Source organism: Aliidiomarina sp., from assembly GCF_022565475.1.
Taxonomy (GTDB): Bacteria; Pseudomonadota; Gammaproteobacteria; order Enterobacterales; family Alteromonadaceae; genus Aliidiomarina.
In genome coordinates, this window is the sequence record NZ_JAIUMR010000005.1 from 33,545 (window position 1) to 51,993 (window position 18,449).

At 48.9% G+C, this 18,449-nt stretch carries 15 protein-coding genes; 13 read left to right on the forward strand and 2 right to left on the reverse strand.

Annotated features, from left to right (window positions below):
- Positions 1-155: 155 nt before the first annotated feature.
- A complete protein-coding gene (locus LAT77_RS05795; protein WP_290563618.1) occupies positions 156-422 on the forward strand; it encodes a YfcL family protein in 267 nt (88 codons plus the stop codon).
- On the opposite strand, the gene mnmC is transcribed toward LAT77_RS05795, so the two are convergent.
- The gene (gene mnmC, locus LAT77_RS05800) at positions 414-2,411 is read right to left on the reverse strand and encodes a bifunctional tRNA (5-methylaminomethyl-2-thiouridine)(34)-methyltransferase MnmD/FAD-dependent 5-carboxymethylaminomethyl-2-thiouridine(34) oxidoreductase MnmC (protein ID WP_290563619.1); all 1,998 of its coding nucleotides are present in this window, start codon (positions 2,409-2,411) and stop codon (positions 414-416) included. The two genes, LAT77_RS05795 and mnmC, sit on opposite strands and share 9 nt — an antisense overlap.
- Positions 2,412-2,546: 135 nt before the next feature.
- Here mnmC and fabB point away from each other — a divergent pair, with 135 nt between their 5' ends.
- From fabB to LAT77_RS05855, 11 genes are all read left to right on the forward strand, one after another.
- On the forward strand, positions 2,547-3,758 hold the full coding sequence (gene fabB, locus LAT77_RS05805) for a beta-ketoacyl-ACP synthase I (RefSeq protein ID WP_290563620.1): 1,212 nt from the start codon (positions 2,547-2,549) through the stop codon (positions 3,756-3,758).
- Between the two features lie 138 nt (positions 3,759-3,896).
- Positions 3,897-5,048, forward strand: a complete 1,152-nt coding sequence (locus tag LAT77_RS05810; RefSeq protein WP_290563621.1) for a 4-phosphoerythronate dehydrogenase — start codon at positions 3,897-3,899, stop codon at positions 5,046-5,048.
- Positions 5,049-5,072: 24 nt separating this feature from the next.
- Positions 5,073-6,089 (forward strand): aspartate-semialdehyde dehydrogenase, encoded by a 1,017-nt coding sequence (locus LAT77_RS05815; RefSeq protein ID WP_290563622.1) that lies wholly within the window; start codon positions 5,073-5,075, stop codon positions 6,087-6,089.
- Positions 6,090-6,170: 81 nt separating this feature from the next.
- Positions 6,171-7,409, forward strand: coding sequence for a FimV/HubP family polar landmark protein (locus tag LAT77_RS05820; protein ID WP_290563623.1), 1,239 nt, complete (start codon positions 6,171-6,173; stop codon positions 7,407-7,409).
- 4 nt (positions 7,410-7,413) lie between these two features.
- Positions 7,414-8,205 carry a tRNA pseudouridine(38-40) synthase TruA gene (gene truA, locus LAT77_RS05825; RefSeq protein WP_290563624.1) on the forward strand — a complete coding sequence of 264 codons (792 nt, stop codon included), beginning with the start codon at positions 7,414-7,416 and terminating at the stop codon, positions 8,203-8,205.
- Between the two features lie 144 nt (positions 8,206-8,349).
- On the forward strand, positions 8,350-9,225 hold the full coding sequence (gene accD, locus LAT77_RS05830) for an acetyl-CoA carboxylase, carboxyltransferase subunit beta (RefSeq protein WP_290563625.1): 876 nt from the start codon (positions 8,350-8,352) through the stop codon (positions 9,223-9,225).
- Between the two features lie 12 nt (positions 9,226-9,237).
- The gene (gene folC / locus LAT77_RS05835) at positions 9,238-10,527 is read left to right on the forward strand and encodes a bifunctional tetrahydrofolate synthase/dihydrofolate synthase (protein WP_290563626.1); all 1,290 of its coding nucleotides are present in this window, start codon (positions 9,238-9,240) and stop codon (positions 10,525-10,527) included.
- Positions 10,505-11,098 (forward strand): SPOR domain-containing protein, encoded by a 594-nt coding sequence (locus tag LAT77_RS05840; RefSeq protein ID WP_290563627.1) that lies wholly within the window; start codon positions 10,505-10,507, stop codon positions 11,096-11,098. The genes folC and LAT77_RS05840 overlap by 23 nt, the downstream gene beginning before the upstream one ends.
- A 68-nt stretch (positions 11,099-11,166) precedes the next feature.
- Positions 11,167-11,655, forward strand: coding sequence for a CvpA family protein (locus tag LAT77_RS05845; RefSeq protein ID WP_290563628.1), 489 nt, complete (start codon positions 11,167-11,169; stop codon positions 11,653-11,655).
- An 18-nt stretch (positions 11,656-11,673) separates the two neighbouring features.
- Entirely contained in the window at positions 11,674-13,185 is a 1,512-nt protein-coding gene (purF, locus tag LAT77_RS05850) for an amidophosphoribosyltransferase (RefSeq protein ID WP_290563629.1), read from the forward strand.
- Between the two features lie 4 nt (positions 13,186-13,189).
- Positions 13,190-14,053, forward strand: coding sequence for a TraB/GumN family protein (locus LAT77_RS05855; RefSeq protein WP_290563630.1), 864 nt, complete (start codon positions 13,190-13,192; stop codon positions 14,051-14,053).
- Between the two features lie 73 nt (positions 14,054-14,126).
- On the opposite strand, the gene astB is transcribed toward LAT77_RS05855, so the two are convergent.
- Complete coding sequence (gene astB, locus LAT77_RS05860) at positions 14,127-15,464, reverse strand: N-succinylarginine dihydrolase (RefSeq protein ID WP_290563631.1); 1,338 nt, start codon at positions 15,462-15,464, stop codon at positions 14,127-14,129.
- Between the two features lie 316 nt (positions 15,465-15,780).
- On the opposite strand from astB, the gene topA reads away from it, so the two are divergent.
- Complete coding sequence (gene topA / locus LAT77_RS05865) at positions 15,781-18,444, forward strand: type I DNA topoisomerase (protein ID WP_290563632.1); 2,664 nt, start codon at positions 15,781-15,783, stop codon at positions 18,442-18,444.
- The last annotated feature ends 5 nt before the right edge of the window (positions 18,445-18,449 follow it).

Here is an 18,449-nt window from a genome sequence, read left to right on the forward strand (position 1 = left end):
TAGCAATCATCAACAAGCTAAAAAACGTGTGCGTTTGCGTAACAAAAGACGTGGGCGATGTTAGCAGAATTTGGTGTAAAACGCAGCCGCTAAAAAATCCATGAGATTCGTCGCGCTTTGCTTTAAACTAGCGGCAATTTTTTAAGGAGTACACCATGTCTATTGCCGAATTCGCCGACCGTTTGGAACCCGTTTTTGATCAAGCTGTTGAGACTGGAAACGACGACGAACTATTTGCTAGTGGTTATTTGCGCGGGCACTTTGACCTGGTTGTTGCCCAACTTGAGTTAGCTGGTGAAAACGACCCAGACGCGCTTTGGGACGCGCTGGATGCTGCACTGTTAAAGACACGCGATGAACTAAACCCGCAAGACCAGACCCATGTGCAAAACATGCTGGCGCGCTTGAAAGCGTCAGCGTAATTGCAACGGATCCTGATTGCGCGCCAGTGCCCGCTCAGCAAAACGCTTCGGCGCGAGCGCTTGCTTGAGGCGTTGCCCGATGGGCATTGGTCGTTGTTGTAATTCACAGGCGAGAATCTCCGCAGCCAAAGGCGCACTGGTGAAGCCGCGTGCGCCGAGTCCACTTAACATCCAACAATTTGGTAGCTCGGCGAGCTGACTGCCATTGTCGTTGGTATCCTTTAGCAGCGAGAAGCGCAAGAACGGCACACGACCAACCACTGGCAAGTGGTCGGGGGTGGTTGCTCGAATGCTAGCGCGCTCACCAACAATGGCGTTGGTCGGCATGGCAACCCCCAGTCCTTCCTCAAGCTGCGTTAAGTTTGCTTGATTGTCCGCTGCCGTGGTGTTTGCCTCACTATTCTTTTTGTCGAATGTCGCCCCAATACACATGGAGCCGTTGAGTGCAGGCGTGACGTATCCTTGGTGGCAGATCACGGTCTTTAACGGCAACAAGGGGTGCCCCTTTTCGGGCTTAATTTGCGTGACTTGACCACGCACGGGTCGAATTGGCACGAGCGTTTGTGGCAATAGACGATTGACGTCCTGACCATTGGCTAGAATGACATGTTCGGCATGCAATGACGCGTTGGTATTGGTTGTCACGCACCATTTTCCATGCTGGCGCTCAAGCTGCGTGACTTGCGTATTAAGCTGGATGTGCGTGGTTCGTTCGTGCTCTGTGCGATATAACTCAGTTGCGGAAATCAGCCGTTCGACTACGTGTGCGGGTTGTAACCAACCTGATGTTGGGTAAAACAATGCAGGGTTAGGCAATGGAACTCCAGCTATAGACGATGCTCGCGGTTGCGTTACACCGCAAACTAATGATGGCGGATACTCGCCGCGCTGCAGTAGCTTGCGCGCTCGTCGACATGCACCATCATCTTTCAGCAACTGCAAAACACCATCAGTAACCACGAGATCAGGTGCACGTTGTTGATATAGCTCACGCGCATACTCAAAGGCTTGACAATAAAACTCACTGGTAATGGTCCAATCTGCCTGCAGCAGCGGGTAGATGGCACCTTGAGGATTGCCTGACGCGCCATGGGCTAAGTGACTCGCCTGACTGATTAAGCGGACATCCGCGGGATGATCTTTTAACGACCACAGCAGCGATGCCGCAGCAATACCATCACCAATTATAATAATGGTTTCGTCGTTTGTGTTCCGCAGCGGTGTTTCGAGTCGCTGTAGATACCCACGCAACATTTCTCGTTTACTGCCAAACCCCGGGATTCTTTGAATATCGATACCCGCTGCTTGTAAACCGCGACGGACATGGCCCGTTGCAGTAAACGTTGCTAGCGTGGCCGCAGGTTTCATTGCAGCAGCAATCGCTCGAAACAGCGCTGGTTGCCACATGTCAGGATTTTTACGTGGAGCAAAGCCGTCAAGGAACCACGCATCGACGGTATTTCGATGGGTTTCGGACCAATCCGGCAATGTGTTTATTGCATCACCGAAAACGATATCAAGGGTGATGCGGGGGTGTAACTCGAGGCGGTGGAATCCGGGCACTTTCTCTGGATATTGCGTTTGCAATCGTTCAGCGATTGCGGCGAGGTGCGGCCAATGTTGGTGAGCTCGCCGCAGATCTTCTGGACGCAAGGGATATTTCTCGAAGCTGGTGAAGTGCAGTCTGGCTCCACGTTCATCGTCACGACTTAGGGCGAGAAACAAGTCAGCAACAAGCAAAAAATTTAATCCGGTACCAAAACCGGTTTCGGCAATATGAAAGACTTGCCCGTTCGCCGCTGTCTCAATTAATGTAGATAGGCGTTCGTGAATCCGATTTTGTTGCAGAAAAACATAGTGACTTTCGGCCAAACCATTGTCCCGGGAAAAATATATATCACCGAATTGATGAGATTCAGGAACGCCAGCGTCATCGAAGTGAATATTGGCAAATTCAAGGCTGGTGCTATCGTTGTGGTGAATGGGCATAGGTTTATCGGAACCATTTTAAGGGTTGGTGCAGTCTATTTTGTAGCATGAAGTCAGCTGACCACTTGCTGATTGCATTTTCGTTTTGCTTCGGAACAGGTATGATACCGAAAATTTAATTATAGGACAGGTTCAATGAGACGAGCAGTTATAACTGGCATCGGAATTGTTTCCAGTATTGGTAATAACCAAGAAGAAGTTTTGGCTTCACTGAAAGCTGGCAAATCAGGCATCACTCGTTCTGAGAGTTTTGCAGAAATGGGTTTACGCTGCCAGGTCTGGGGTGATTTGAAAATTAATGTCAGCGAGTTGATCGACCGCAAAGCGATGCGTTTTATGGGCGACGCTGCTGCTTATGCATACATTGCACTTGAGCAGGCAATTGCCGATGCAGGCCTGACTGATGAAGAAGTCTCTAACCCACGGACAGGCCTCGTGGTTGGTTCTGGCGGTGCTTCTGGAGAACACCAAGTTGCTGCCGCGGATACGCTGCGTGAGAAGGGCGTGAAGCGCGTAGGGCCTTATATGGTTCCACGTTGTATGGCGTCAACCACGTCAGCTTGCTTGGCAACGCCGAAGAAAATTAAAGGTGTTAATTACTCAATTAGTTCCGCTTGTGCAACCAGCGCACATTGTATCGGTCATGCCCTTGAGCTAATTCAATTAGGCAAACAAGACCGCGTGTTTGCTGGTGGCGGTGAAGAACTGCATTGGACCTTGGGTATGGAATTCGACGCGATGGGCGCGCTCAGTACTAAGTACAATGACACACCAGAGCGAGCGTCGCGGACTTATGATGCGGATCGTGATGGCTTCGTTCCTTCGGGCGGTGGTGGTATTGTCGTTGTTGAAGAGCTAGAAACTGCTTTAGCTCGTGGTGCGACTATTTATGGTGAGATCGTTGGCTACGGTGCAACGTCAGACGGTTTCGACATGGTTGCTCCATCGGGCGAAGGCGCAGTGCGTTGTATGAAGATGGCGATGGCTGATCTTGATGCCGAGATTGATTATCTGAACACGCACGGAACCAGCACCCCAGTCGGCGACGTTAAAGAGCTAGCGGCAATTCGTGAAGTCTTCCCGGCGAAGACTCCATTAATCAGTGCAACGAAAGCAATGACTGGACACAGTTTAGGTGCTGCGGGTGTTCATGAGGCGATTTACTCCTTGTTGATGATGCATCACGGTTTTGTCGCCCCGTCGATTAACATCGATACATTAGACCCCGAAGCAGACGGTATGACTATTGTCATGGAACCGATCGAACGCGAGCTTAACTTGGTCATGTCCAATAGTTTTGGTTTTGGCGGAACGAACGCGTCGCTGGTGTTTAAGAAATACGCTTAAATCTGGTGGATAGTTCTGAATAGCCGAAGCGAAAGCTTCGGCTTTTTTATTACGCGTTCGCCAGCGCCGAAGTAAGAACATTAATTTTAATAATCCTCAGTTCAAGGCATAATAGTCACCTATTCACGGTGAGGCGTCATGAAGTTTTTAATCGATCAGAACTTACCCAAAGCCACAGAGCTGCTTTCAACTTTGCCTTCTTATGAGGGCGTCGAGTTGGTGTTCTTCGCTTCACGACAGCCGCCGCTTGAGCATTTGCGTGATTGCTCTGTTCTATTGGTTCGCTCTATCACCCAGGTCAACGCTGACTTACTCCAGCGAGCGCCGCAATTGCGCTTTGTTGGAACGGCAACGATTGGTACTGATCATATTGATCTCGCCGAACTAGAACAACGCGGTATTGCCTTTGCCAGTGCGCCGGGCTGCAATGCGATCGCTGTGGGTGAGTACATACTCAGCGCGCTACTTCATGTTGCTTCTCAACGTCAACAAATACTCGCGGGAAAGCGGGCGGTTATTTTTGGTGCAGGGCACACTGGACGTGAGGTTTGTCAGCGCCTTGTTGCGTTAGGCCTCGAAGTTCGCGTGCTTGACCCACCGTTGCAACGGCAGGGTATTGCTGCACCGCCTGGCTGCCAGTATGGTGATCGGACTGATCTTGCTGGCGCTGACGTCATTTCCCTGCATGTGCCGCTGACTCAATCTGGTGATGATTCAACTCATCATCTTGTCAACAGTACGCTGCTGGACGAATTAAAGGATGACGTCATTCTCTTAAACGCCAGTCGCGGTGCCGTGATTGATAATGCTGCATTACTGCAATGGCGCAAAGGACGTCCTGACGTTGCACTTATTCTTGATGTCTGGGAATTCGAACCAAATGTCGATGCAGAACTGGTGCGTTATTGTGCTATCGCTACACCGCACATTGCTGGCCACAGTATGGAAGGAAAAATTCGTGGCACCTTTCAGCTTTATGAGGAGATTTGCCGTTGGTTAAAAGTCGCGCGGACATCAACATTAGCGGATGTTTTGCCGCAGGAGCCATTGCATAGCCGTTCTCTACAGGGTGAAATCGATCAACAGAAAGTTGCCAATTGGGTGACAGCTGTTTACTCTGTGCATCAGGATGATCAAGAGTTTCGGAAGTTCGGCTTAACCGCCGCTGGTTTTGATCAGTTACGCAAAAATTACCCGCTGCGCCGCGAATTGTCAGCGCTGACAATTCAAGTCTCAGCGGCAAAAAGCAACCAATTGAAAGCGCTTGGGTTTAGAACGCAAGCGAGATGAATGAACGTTATTTGTGGAGCGAAAATGAGTATTGAAGTGAATGTTGCAGTGCTAGGTGCGACCGGGTTAGTGGGTAAACAGATGATTGAATGTCTGGAAGAACGAAAATTCCCAGTCAAGCAACTATTTCCACTCGCAAGTAGTCGCTCCGCTGGACAAGAAGTCCATTTCCGTGGTGAAGAAATTACGGTTGAGGATGCTGCTGAATTTGATTGGAGTCAGGTCGATATCGCCTTCTTTTCTGCCGGTGGTAGTATTTCCGCTGAGTATGCACCAAAGGCTGCGGATGCGGGCTGTGTGGTGATTGATAACACCAGCCAATTCCGTTACGAGCCAGATATTCCCTTGGTGGTGCCTGAAGTGAATGCGCATGCTATTGCTGAATTTAGAAACCGCAATATCATCGCTAACCCGAATTGCTCAACCATTCAAATGTTGGTCGCGCTCAAACCGATTTATGACGAATTTGGTATCGAGCGGATAAATGTTGCAACCTATCAGTCGGTTTCGGGAGCCGGCGCTTCGGCGATGGATGAATTGGCAAAACAAACAGCAACTTTGCTCAACGGAAAACCGGTTGAAGTGCAAGAGTTTAGTCGTCAAATCGCGTTTAACTGTATTCCTCAAATCGACGTGTTTCTAGATAATGATTTCACCAAAGAAGAAATGAAAATGCATTGGGAAACGCAGAAAATTTTGGGCGACGAAACTGTGATGGTAAACGCCACTGCAGTGCGCGTTCCGGTATTTTTTGGTCATGCCGAAGCAGTTCATTTGGAAACTCGCATGCCAGTTGACGTTGAGCGGGTTAAAACATTGTTGGCGAATGCGCCGGGTCTTGAGTTAATGATGGACAATGCTGAGTTTCCGACACAAGTAGGCAACGCTGCAGGTCACGATACCGTTTACGTCGGCCGTGTTCGCAAAGATTATACGCATCCAAATGGCTTGAATTTATGGGTGGTTGCCGACAATATTCGTAAAGGCGCTGCAACCAATAGTGTTCAGATTGCTGAGCATTTGTTGCGCGACTACTGGTAGGCGTATGCGCTAGACTGGTTTTATCCGTATGGCGGGCAGGCGGCTTTGCTGCCTGCATTTAATTGCAGCAGGGACAGAATAATGAAAATAATAGCCCGATCAAAAATACAAACACAGCGTCAATTTATCGCTTTGAGCCTATTCGTTTGCTTGCTCAGTTTGGCGTTTACAGCTACTGGTTACGCCAAACAAGAAGCAACTGGGCAATCGGTCGAAACACCCGCAGTGACCGAACCCGGTCAGCAGCTGTATGGGCCAATTCAACGGCGAGAAACGCTCTGGCTGATTGCGAATCGTTTTCACCCCGATCGTAGTGTCAGTGTATACCAGACCATGGCTGCGATCATTGATGCAAACCCGCATGCGTTTCCAAATGGCAATGTCCATGAGTTGCTCTCGAATGTGACCTTATTAATTCCGTCAGCTAACGAAATTCGCGCTATTGATGCGGAGGAAGCACGTCAACGTATGGTGGCGCAACTCGGCGGTGAACTGATTACGCGAGCGAGCCCGCAAGTTCAGGCGTTACAAGCACAACATGAAGAAGAGCTTGCTGAAATTAGACAACAATTGCTCGAAACCGAAAGTGATGCGCGGCAATTCGCTGAGCGCAATGAATCGCTACAGGCTCGCTTACAAGAGCTAGAGGCCTTATTGGAAGAATTGCGTAGCAACCTAGAAGAGTCGGCGGCGGCCGAACGTGAGTTACTGGCATTGCAGCGTCAAACGCGGCCTAGCTCATCGTTAGCGTCAGCAGAACAATCAGCGTGGGAAGATCCGTGGAAGTTGGCGTTAGTTGCCCTTGCGGTATTGGCTTTTATCTTATTGTTATTGGTGTTTAGAAGTCGTCGTGAATTGACTTCACTGAAATTACAAACAGTGCAAAAAACACCGTATGAAATTGCGGCCGATAAGCAACGTAGCGAAGAACTTGAGGCCGAGCAGGCTGTGGTACCGGTCATTGACGAAAGACAGGAGCTAGCGGACGCTGCGCCTTCGACAACACAAGAGCTTTCGGCGGTGCCTTCGGAAGAGCCTTCGGCAGTGCCAGCAGCATTCAGGGAAATTGACGACATCATCGAAGAGGCAGAAGCTGATGCGGACCCTGATAGCGATGAGGATGACGGTCAAACCGCGGAAGAAGCGGCCGAATATGAACATGAACAACTGGCTGCACAGCTTGATTTGGCGCGCGCTTATTTGGAGATGGGTGAGGTCGCTGAGGCTGAGTCCGCGATTCGAGAAGTCGTTCAGCATGCCAATGCGGAACTCCTCCAGGAAGCCCAACAATTACTCGAAAAAATAAAGGAAAAACGATAGTCACATGCGTATAGCGCTCGGATTGGAATACGATGGCAGTTCTTATTTCGGCTGGCAACGTCAACATGAAGTACCAAGCGTACAAGAACACTTAGAAGTAGCGCTGGCGAAGGTGGCCGCGCATCCAGTGCAGGTCGTCTGTGCCGGTCGCACTGATGCTGGCGTTCATGCGACCGGCCAAGTCGTTCACTTTGATACCGAAAGCGAACGTTCGCCGCGCGCATGGACACTTGGGGTGAACACTCACTTACCGGACGGCATAGCGGTACAGTGGATGGCCCCCGTACCAGACAACTTTAGCGCCCGTTTTTCGGCGACAGCGCGGCGCTATCGTTATCTGCTTCACAACGGCCCGCTTCGACCTGGCATTGGAGGCAAAGCGGTCACTCACTTTTATCCGCCACTTGATGCCGAAGCAATGCACGATGCTGCGCAATGCCTCATTGGCGAACAGGACTTTAGTTCTTTTCGTGCCGCGCAATGTCAGTCCAATACGCCGAATCGGAATATCCATTTTATTCATGTTTGTCGCTTGGGTGAATATGTCATCGTTGATATTCAAGCAAACGCATTTGTCCATCATATGGTGCGAAATATTGTTGGCTCGCTCTGTATGGTCGGTCGCGGTGAGCAGAACAAAACATGGCTTGAAGATGTATTGGCGGCACGCGACCGAACCTTGGCTGCGGCCACGGCTAAGCCGAACGGTCTTTATTTGGTTGATGTGCTTTATCCCGACCACTTGGGGCTACCGAAAACGGCATTGGGTCCTCTTTTTCTGCCGGACCAGTTATAAACAGTTTAGACCACTTGAGACTGCACTAATGCGACAGATTGTGCTTTAATGTGCAGCCATATCCATTATCTACCTCATTCTGCTGTCTGCCTTGAACGCGTCAGTCTGAGAGTGGCGACACATAGTCAATGAAAGAAGGTTTTTATGAGCTGGATTGAGCGAATTCTTGCGAAGCCGCAATCGAGTAAAAAGAAGAATATTCCAGAGGGTGTGTGGAATAAATGCGAAGGCTGTGAAGCCATACTTTATCGTGCGGATCTTGAACGTAATCTGAATGTCTGTCCGAAATGTAACCATCACATGCGCGTCACTGCGCGTGAGCGTTTAGATGGATTTCTCGACCCAGAGGGACGCGAAGAGATCGGTGCAGAACTCGAGCCACAAGACAAACTTAAGTTTCGCGACACGAAAAAATATAAAGATCGCTTAGCTGCCGCGCAAAAGGCAACCGGTGAAAAAGACGCGTTAGTCGCCATGAGTGGTACATTGAAAGGGTTGCCGTTAGTGGTTACCGCTTTTGAATTTAACTTTATGGGCGGCTCGATGGCCTCAGTTGTTGGCGCACGTTTTGTCAAAGCTGCTGAAGTTTGTCTCGAACGCAAAATTCCCTTGGTGTGTTTTTCTGCATCCGGCGGCGCTCGTATGCAAGAAGCCTTGCTGTCGCTGATGCAAATGGCAAAAACATCGGCTGCCTTGGCACGGATGAGTGAAGAAGGTTTGCCGTATATTTCGGTGTTAACCGATCCGACCATGGGTGGTGTTTCTGCAAGCTTAGCGATGCTCGGCGATGTCAATGTCGCCGAACCGAAGGCTTTAATCGGATTCGCCGGTCCACGAGTTATCGAGCAAACGGTTCGTGAAACTTTGCCACCGGGTTTCCAGCGTGCCGAGTTTTTGCTTGAACATGGCGCGATTGATATGATCGTTGACCGTCGCGAAATGCGCGATCGTTTAGCTGGCTTACTGGCGAAACTACAGCATCTTCCGAGTGTAAACCCTGCTGAAGATAAGACTGACTAAGAGAAGACGTCATTGAATACTTCTGCTTCAGAACAAGCCACTTGGGATCTTTCCCAGTGGCTTGTTTATCTTGAGACTATCCATAATCGTCCAATTGATATGGGGCTTGATCGCGTGCGTCAAGTCGCCAATCGTTTAAACCTACTTGCCTTGCCAAGCGTTAATTTTGTCGTTGCGGGGACCAATGGCAAAGGCTCGACGGTACGGTTTTTGGAGAAAATCTGTTTGGCGGCTGGCCGGTCGGTCGTCGCCTACACCTCACCCCATATTGAGCGCTATAGTGAACGCGTGCGTTACAATGATGATGAACTGCCAGACTCCATGCACATCAAGGCGTTTCAGGCGATTGAACAGGGCCGCGGTGAAACATCTTTAACGTATTTTGAATACTCAACCTTAGCTGCATTGTGGCTTGTGCAGCAACTTCAACCAGACGTCGTCGTGTTAGAAGTTGGTCTTGGTGGTCGTTTAGACGCAGTCAACATTGTCGATGCTGATGTAGCGATGGTCACCAGTATTGGTGTCGATCATGTCGCATTTCTAGGTGATAATCGCGAGGATATTGGCTTTGAAAAGGCTGGTGTGTTTCGCCCGCATTGTCCTGCTGTTTGTGGTGATCCTGAACCACCGCAAAAATTATTAACGCATGCACAAACCATTGCTAGCAGACTTTGTTGTGTGGGACGAGATTATCGGTATGAGCGTCATCAAGACACATTTGATTTTATCGGGCCACGCGCGACGTGGACTGACTTGCCAGTGCCACAATTACCCTTAATCAATGCGGCGACAGCCTTGGCGGCGCTGCAGTTAAGCCCACTTCAAGTTGAACTATCAGCAATCAAGCAAGGCTTGTGTGATGCTGAATTGGCCGGACGGTTGGAAGTTATTCAGAACAAGCCAATTGTCATTGTCGATGTAGGACACAATCCTCACGCCGCAAAATACTTGGCGGGTGAACTTAAACTGCGCTTTGGTGACAAATCGGTAAAGGCCGTGTGCGCGATGTTGAATGATAAGGATCAACAAGGCACACTAGCTGAGTTGCTGCCGGTGATCCAACATTGGTACCTAGCGCCATTATCGGGTATACGTGGCACAACAGCGGAAGCCTTAGCGGCGAACCTACCGCTATCAGCACCGTCGAGTTGTCACGAAAGCGTCGCTGAGGCGCTTTTTGCGGCAGTAAATCAATCGAATGAGAACGATATCATTCTTGGTTTCGGATCGTTTTTAACCGTATCAGCAATCAAAACGGCATTGTTGAAGGAGTCGAAGAGTGGCGAGCGCATTACAGAATAGAATTGTTGGAACAGTGATCGTGATTGCCTTAGCGGTCATTATTCTACCGGATCTATTGGCGGGTAAGAATTATCAATTCGACAATGATATCCAAGTCAGTCCATTGCGCCCAGACCTCAATACCGTGCCGGAGAGGGCGGAGTTTCCGGATGACTTTGACGCACTCACTGAGCGGCAACTGCTGACTTATGACGGCGAAGTGACCGATGCTGAGCCCCAAGAAGCAAGACTTGAGGCTACAGCGCAGAACCGGGTTGAAACACCAAGGACAATCGAGCCTGTGATTGAAGAAAATACCGGTTCGGCAGCCGAAGAAGTATCCGGTGATGCATGGGCAATTCAACTTGGCGCTTTTCGCAATGCAGATCGGGTTGCGGAATTAGTGGCCACACTTAGAGCTGAAGGCCATCCCGCTTACAGTCGTTTAGTCAGAAATAGCCAAGGTCAGTCGTTAACATTACTGCTGGTTGGGCCGGATATCGATCGCAGTCGGCTCGAGCAAAAAATTCCAGAGCTGAAGCAAATTGTTAGTCTTGACGGACGTATCGTCGAGTATCAACCTGCTCAGTAAAATAACAAGGACAAGCGCGTGGAATTGAGTTAAAATTTCGCGCGAATTACATCCAAGGTGAGCGACTTATGGAATGGTTTGACCTCGTACTCATTGCGATTATCGCATTGTCGATTATCATCAGCCTCGTTCGCGGTTTTGTTCGTGAAGCGCTTTCGTTAGGGGTTTGGATCGCCGCATTTGTTGTCGCTAGTCAGTTTTACCACGAATTAGCTGCGTATTTTACCAGCATAGAAGACCCCATGATTCGCAATGGGGTGGCAATTGCCATTTTATTTGTACTGACCTTAATTTCTGGCGCCATTGTTGTTCATCTTATCGGTTCCTTAGTTGAAAAGACCGGCTTGACCGGCACTGACCGTCTGCTTGGCGGCATTTTTGGTGCGCTACGTGGCGTTTTGGTGGTGAGTGCATTCTTGTTTTTTGCCGATGCGTTTACCCCGATTGCTCAGCAAAGCTGGTGGCAACAATCTACTTTAATTCCTCATTTTACAATCTACATTCAATGGTTTTTCGAATACTTCGAAAACTCGTCAAGCTTTTTACAGCAAAGTTAATTACTGAGAGGTTCATGCATGTGCGGAGTAGTAGGAATCGTAGGTAACCAACCGGTTAACCAAGCCCTCTACGATGGATTAACAATGTTACAGCATCGCGGCCAAGACGCAGCTGGAATCATGACAATCGAAGGTCAAACCTTGCGCCTACGCAAGTCGAATGGATTGGTTCGCGATGTCTTCCATACGCGGCACATGCGACGTTTGAGTGGCAATCTCGGGATTGGACATGTCCGTTACCCGACCGCCGGCAGCAGTAGTTCGGCGGAAGCGCAGCCGTTTTATGTGAATTCGCCGTTTGGAATTGCCATGGCCCATAATGGCAACTTGACGAATGCCGAAGAGTTACAGCAATCACTCTTTCACAAAGCTCGCCGTCATATCAATACCTCCTCCGACTCCGAAATTCTGCTCAATATTTTAGCCCATGAATTACTCCAAACTGACCGCCTTGCTGTCACCGAAGAGGATATGTTTGCCGTGGTGTCTCGTTTGCACCAACAGGTGCGTGGTGCTTATGCGGTCGTCGCCATGATTATTGGCCATGGCTTATTGGCATTTCGTGATCCACATGGTATTCGACCGCTGGCTTTAGGTAAGCGGGAAACACCGCAAGGCACCGAGTATATGGTTGCGTCTGAAAGTGTTGCAATCGATGGTACTGGGTTTGTTTACATGCGTGACGTTGAGCCTGGTGAAGCAATTTATATTACCGAAGATGGTCAGCTGTTTAGCCAACAATGCTCGGACAAGTCGGTACATAACCCGTGTATTTTTGAGTACGTCTACTTTGCTCGTCCGGACTCTTTCCTTGATGGTGTCTCCGTCTATGCAAGCCGGATTAATATGGGACGGAAACTTGGTGAGAAGATACAACGTGAGTATGCGGACTTAGATATTGATGTAATTATCCCTATTCCAGAAACTGCTTGTGATATCGCTCTAGAAATGTCGCGTATTCTCAACATTCCTTATCGTCAGGGTTTTGTAAAAAATCGCTACATTGGTCGCACCTTTATTATGCCGGGGCAAACCCAACGGCGAAAATCAGTGCGTCGTAAGTTAAACGCGATCAGTGCCGAGTTTAAAGGTAAAAACGTACTGTTGGTGGACGACTCGATTGTTCGCGGCACCACCTCAGAACAAATTATTGAGATGGCAAGAGAAGCTGGCGCGAAGAAGGTCTACTTTGCTTCAGCAGCGCCGGAAATACGTTTTCCGAACGTTTATGGCATTGATATGCCGAGTGCCAATGAGCTCATCGGTTATGGTCGTGAAGTTGCCGAAATCTCAGCGCTAATCAAAGCTGATGGTCTCATTTATCAAGATTTAGCTGATCTTATCGCAGCGGTTCGAGAAGAAAATCCAAGTTTATCGACCTTTGAAACGTCGGTATTTAATGGTGAATATGTAACCGGTGATATCAATCAAGATTATCTAGATCGTTTAGATGCAGCGCGCAATGACACGGCGCGTCAGGGCGATGACCAAGATGAGACGAATCCAGAATTACACAACGAAGGAGATTAGGACGATGAAGATGCAATTAAGGATGATTTTACTCGCCGTGATTGGCTTGTTATGGATGAATTCTGCACAAGCAGAAATTCTCTATAAGGCGAAATTTGGTGAGCAAACCTGGTGGATACTTGGCACAATTCACGTTGGCGAAGGTGAAGAAATGCGTTTATCTGAACGTAGTATTGAAGCCTTCTTGCAAAGCGACAAAGTTTGGATGGAGCTTACACCTGAAGAAATGGAGCGAGCAGCCGAAGTGATGTTAGGCAACGGTGTGCGCAGCGACAACTTCTTTCCGCAAAACCTTGAAGAAGAGACTTGGTCGGCGTTGCAACAACAATTGTTAGCGGTGGGTATACCGCCAATGCAGGTGACCTCGCTAGAGCCATGGTTACTTGAGTTGATGCTCATTATGCAAATTGCTGCGCTTGAGGGATTTAGCCCCGAACTTGGCTCTGAATCGCAGCTTTTAGCAGTAGCAGCTGAAATGCAAGGTGAGCTGCTTGGTTTGGAAACGGCGCAAGACCAAATCGAAGCACTGATGGATGCTGCGGTTGGCTCTGACGAAGAGCAAATGGTGCGTTTGCTTGAGCAACTCGATAAAGGTGTTGAGCAATTACAGCAGATGAAAATGTATTGGGTGAATGGTGATTTAGACAGTCTGATGTCCATTTTAGTTGAAGATCTCGATGCGGCACAATTAGCTGCAGTACTTGACCAACGCAACATCAACTGGATGGAGACCTTGCGTCCCTATTTTGGTCAGTCATCAGGCACTTATTTCATTGCTGTTGGTGCGGGGCACTTAGGTGGAGAAACCGGGTTGATTCCAGCATTTTCAGCCGCTGGTGCTGAGATGACGAATTACTCGTCGAAATAACGTCCTGTTCGCCAACTGAAAAGGCCGCTGGAACTTGGTTCTAGCGGCCTTTATCATTGTTACAAACGCGATTTTAATCGCGCTGGAATGGATACACAGAGCCAAGATGCATAATTTGTGTTAGTTCATCGAGAGCAGTCCTGGATTCTATGAGCAGACTTGGATCAGCCAAGTCATCCGTCGACAGCTCGTCGCGATAGTGCTTGTCAACCCATTGATTTAATCGTTTAAAGAGCTCGTCGGTTAAAATAACGTGCGGGTTAACTGCGGCAAGCTCTTGGTCGTTTAAGGCAACCCGCAAACGCAAACATGCAGGTCCACCACCATTACGCATGCTCTGTTTCACATCAAAATAACGAACTTCCTGAATCGGTGTACCCATGCTGACTAATTCTTGCAAGTAGGCACGAACACGCTCGTTCTCTTCACATTCTGTCGGGGCGATAATGGCCATATGTCCAGGCTTTAACGTAACCAGCTGGGTGTTAAATAAATAGGTCTTCACGGCGTCTTCAACGCTCACTACTGACGTTGGCACTTTAATAAAGTGCATGGGCTGCCCTAGCTTAGCTTCGAGCTCAGCGAAGCCCGCAGCTTCGTTCAAGAATGCCTCTTCATGATAGAACATGACATTCTGATTACCGACGGCAATCACGTCATTGTGAAAGACGCCTTGATCAATGACAGCAGGGTTCTGTTGCATGAACACATGGTTGTCAGCGGAAAGGTCATGAAGACGCGCAATGGCTTCTGATGCTTCATAGGTTTGTCGAGCTGGATAGCGGGTCGGAGCCGGCTTTGAACTGTCAAAAGCATGGCGACCATAGACAAAGAGTTCAACACCTGCAAAACCATAATCCGTGCAAAAACGCGTATGATTTGCGGCGCCTTCGTCACCAAAATGCTCGTTATCAGGGAGATGACGATGATGCTCAAAATATCGCGGGTTAGCAAACATGGCTTGCAGGATTCGGCCAGACGTTTCGGGTTCCAGCGAACGATGAAACTTATTGGTTAGGTTAGCTGGAGTGAAATGAACCTTGCCATCACGTGTATCGGCACTCGGCGATACCGTTGCTGCGTTAGCCGTCCACATGCTTGAGGCTGAACAGCAGGCGCGAAAAATTGCTGGCGCATGTTTTGCGGCGTTGGCAAGAACTTGGTGGTCGTCACCTTTGAAGCCTAAGCGGCGCAATGCATAAATATCGGGTCGTTCTTGCGGTGCTAAAACACCTTGGACAAGCCCCATTTCCTGTAATGCTTTCATTTTTGCCAAACCCTGCTTGGCTGCTGCTTTTGGACTCGATGTACTTTTCGCATTACTGAGGGATGCGACATTTCCAAATGACAACCCAGCATAGTTATGTGTAGGCCCGACTAAACCGTCAAAGTTGACTTCAAAGTGCTGCATAAATGAATTTCGCTCCTGCAAATGTGGCATTTTCTCTTGCCTTGTTTATCCGCCATTATACGCAACCGAAGCGTGGTTAAAAGGCCTGATTTTGTCGGCTGCCCAGTGTTCTGATGTGAAAGTGAGTAAGTATTCACATATTGTCAGTTTTTACGCTTTTCACAGAATACGGCTTGTTTCTGAGGCTCATTCCCTATATACCTTAAAAAAGAGCGTAGCAAAGCGACTTCACTTGCACATTTCGTTGTGAAGGTTTATACAGAACGCAAAATTACGCGAATCATTCGAATTACTAATAGAAGAGACAACGGATTTCATGGCTAAATCTCTGGTTATTGTCGAGTCCCCAGCAAAAGCGAAAACCATTAATAAGTATCTAGGCTCAGATTTTATTGTGAAGTCGAGCGTCGGCCACGTACGTGACCTACCGACCAAAAGCGTGCCGAAAGCAGCGACGAAAACACCAGCTGAAGTGCGCAAAATGAGTGCCGATGCAAAAGAAAAGTATCAACGCCAACGTGAGTACGACAAGTTAGTTGCGCGCATGGGAATTGACCCAGAGCATGGCTGGAAGCCGCATTACGAAGTTCTTCCCGGTAAAGAGAAAGTGGTCAAGGAACTGCAATCACTGGCCAAAAAAGCTGACCGCGTCTATTTAGCAACGGATTTGGATAGGGAAGGAGAGGCCATCGCTTGGCACTTACGCGAATTAATTGGTGGCGATGATTCGCGTTATCAACGCGTTGTTTTTAACGAAATTACCCAGAAGGCGATTCAAAGTGCATTCGCCGAACCTGCGGAACTCAATATTGCCCGTGTGAATGCCCAGCAAACACGCCGGTTCCTCGACCGTGTTGTTGGCTTTATGCTGAGCCCATTGTTGTGGAAGAAAATTGCTCGTGGATTATCCGCCGGCCGCGTGCAGTCCGTAGCGGTACGGTTGGTAGTTGAACGTGAGCGCGAGATTAAAGCTTTCGTTCCAGAAGAGTATTGGCAAGTTTTTACCGATCTAGCTGCTGCCAATCATGAAGTTCGCTTTGAAGTTGTCAAAGCCAATGGCGAAGCGTTTAAACCGGTCAATGAAGCGCAAGCCATGGCCGCTGTTGCAGCGTTAAAGCCGGCTGATTATCGCGTTATCGGGCGAGAAGACAAGCCTACGCAAAGTCGTCCGTCGGCACCGTTTATTACGTCGACATTGCAGCAAGCAGCAAGTACCCGGCTCGGTTTTGGTGTGAAAAAGACCATGATGCTCGCACAACGCCTCTACGAAGCGGGTTATATCACCTATATGCGGACCGACTCGACGCACTTGAGTGCTGATGCACTGCAAAGTGTGCGCGGTCATATTGAAAAGTCATATGGGTCAGACTATTTGCCGGCAAAGCCAAATTTCTATGGCTCGAAAGCCAATGCGCAAGAAGCGCATGAGGCGATTCGTCCCTCTGACGTCCGTGTCACATCGCAAAAATTATCGGGTATGGAACGTGATGCAGAGCGTCTTTATGAGTTGATTTGGCGGCAATTCGTTGCCTGTCAGATGACACCTGCCAAATATGATGCGACCACAGTCACTGTAGAGGCTGCAGGCTATGAATTAAAGGCCAAAGGGCGTGTGATGCGATTTGATGGCTGGACTCGCGTACAGCCGCCTGCAGGTCGCAAAGGCAATGAAGACACGGAATTACCAGATCTGCAGAAAGGGCAATCCATGTCCTTGCAAGCCATCGACCCACAACAGCACTTTACGCGCCCGCCGGCACGTTTTAGTGAAGCGTCGTTAGTGAAAGAGTTAGAAAAGCGCGGCATTGGTCGACCATCAACCTATGCTTCGATTATTTCGACGATTCAAGACCGTGGTTATGTGCGCGTGGAGAATAAACGTTTTTATGCAGAAAAAATGGGTGAAATCGTTACTGATCGCTTGACTGAAAATTTCAGCGAATTAATGAGTTATAACTTCACTGCGGAAATGGAACAACGCCTTGATGATATTGCTGTGGGCAAACAGAACTGGCAAGAAGCATTAGACCAATTCTATCAAGACTTCAAAGACAAGTTAGAACTCGCTGAAGGGGCCGAAGAAAGCGGCGGCATGCGCAGTAACCAGATGGTTGAAACTGATATCGCGTGTCCGACCTGTAGTCGTCCCATGGGGATCCGGACGGCGTCCACGGGCGTATTTTTAGGCTGCACTGGCTATAACTTGCCCCCCAAAGAGCGCTGCACACAAACGCTGAATTTGGTACCTGGTGATGAAGCTGTGAAAGTCAGTGACGATGATGATGAAGCTGAAGCGCTGGCCTTACGGGCGAAAAAGCGTTGTCAAAAATGCGGCACGGCGATGGACTCCTATTTGTTGGATCAGTCTCGGAAGTTACATGTCTGTGGGAATAACCCTGTCTGTGATGGCTACTTGATTGAAAAAGGCGAGTTCAAGATTAAAGGCTATGAAGGTCCGTTGATTGAATGTGACCGTTGTGGCAGTGACATGCAGCTGAAGTCGGGACGATTCGGCAAGTATTTCGGCTGTACTAATGATGAGTGCAAGAACACGCGCAAGTTACTCAAGAATGGAGAGGCCGCGCCACCGCGTGAAGATCCTGTCCATTTGCCGGAACTACCGTGTGAAAAATCGGATGCGTATTTCGTTCTTCGAGACGGCGCTTCGGGAATTTTCTTGTCAGCGAATACCTTCCCGAAATCACGTGAAACGCGTGCGGTTACGGTCAAGGAACTACAGCGCTTCAAAGACCGTCTTCCAGAGAAGTTTCACTATCTGGCTGAGGCTCCAGCGGAAGATGAACAAGGTAATGAAGCAGTCGTGCGCTTTAGTCGCAAGAATAAAATTCAGTACGTTATGACTGAACAGGATGGCAAACCAACCGGATGGCAGGCATACTTTGAAAAAGGTCGCTGGTCAGTCGTTGAAGGTAAAAGCGCGACCGCGTCTAAGAAAAAGGGTAGCAGCAAAAAGAAATAATCTAT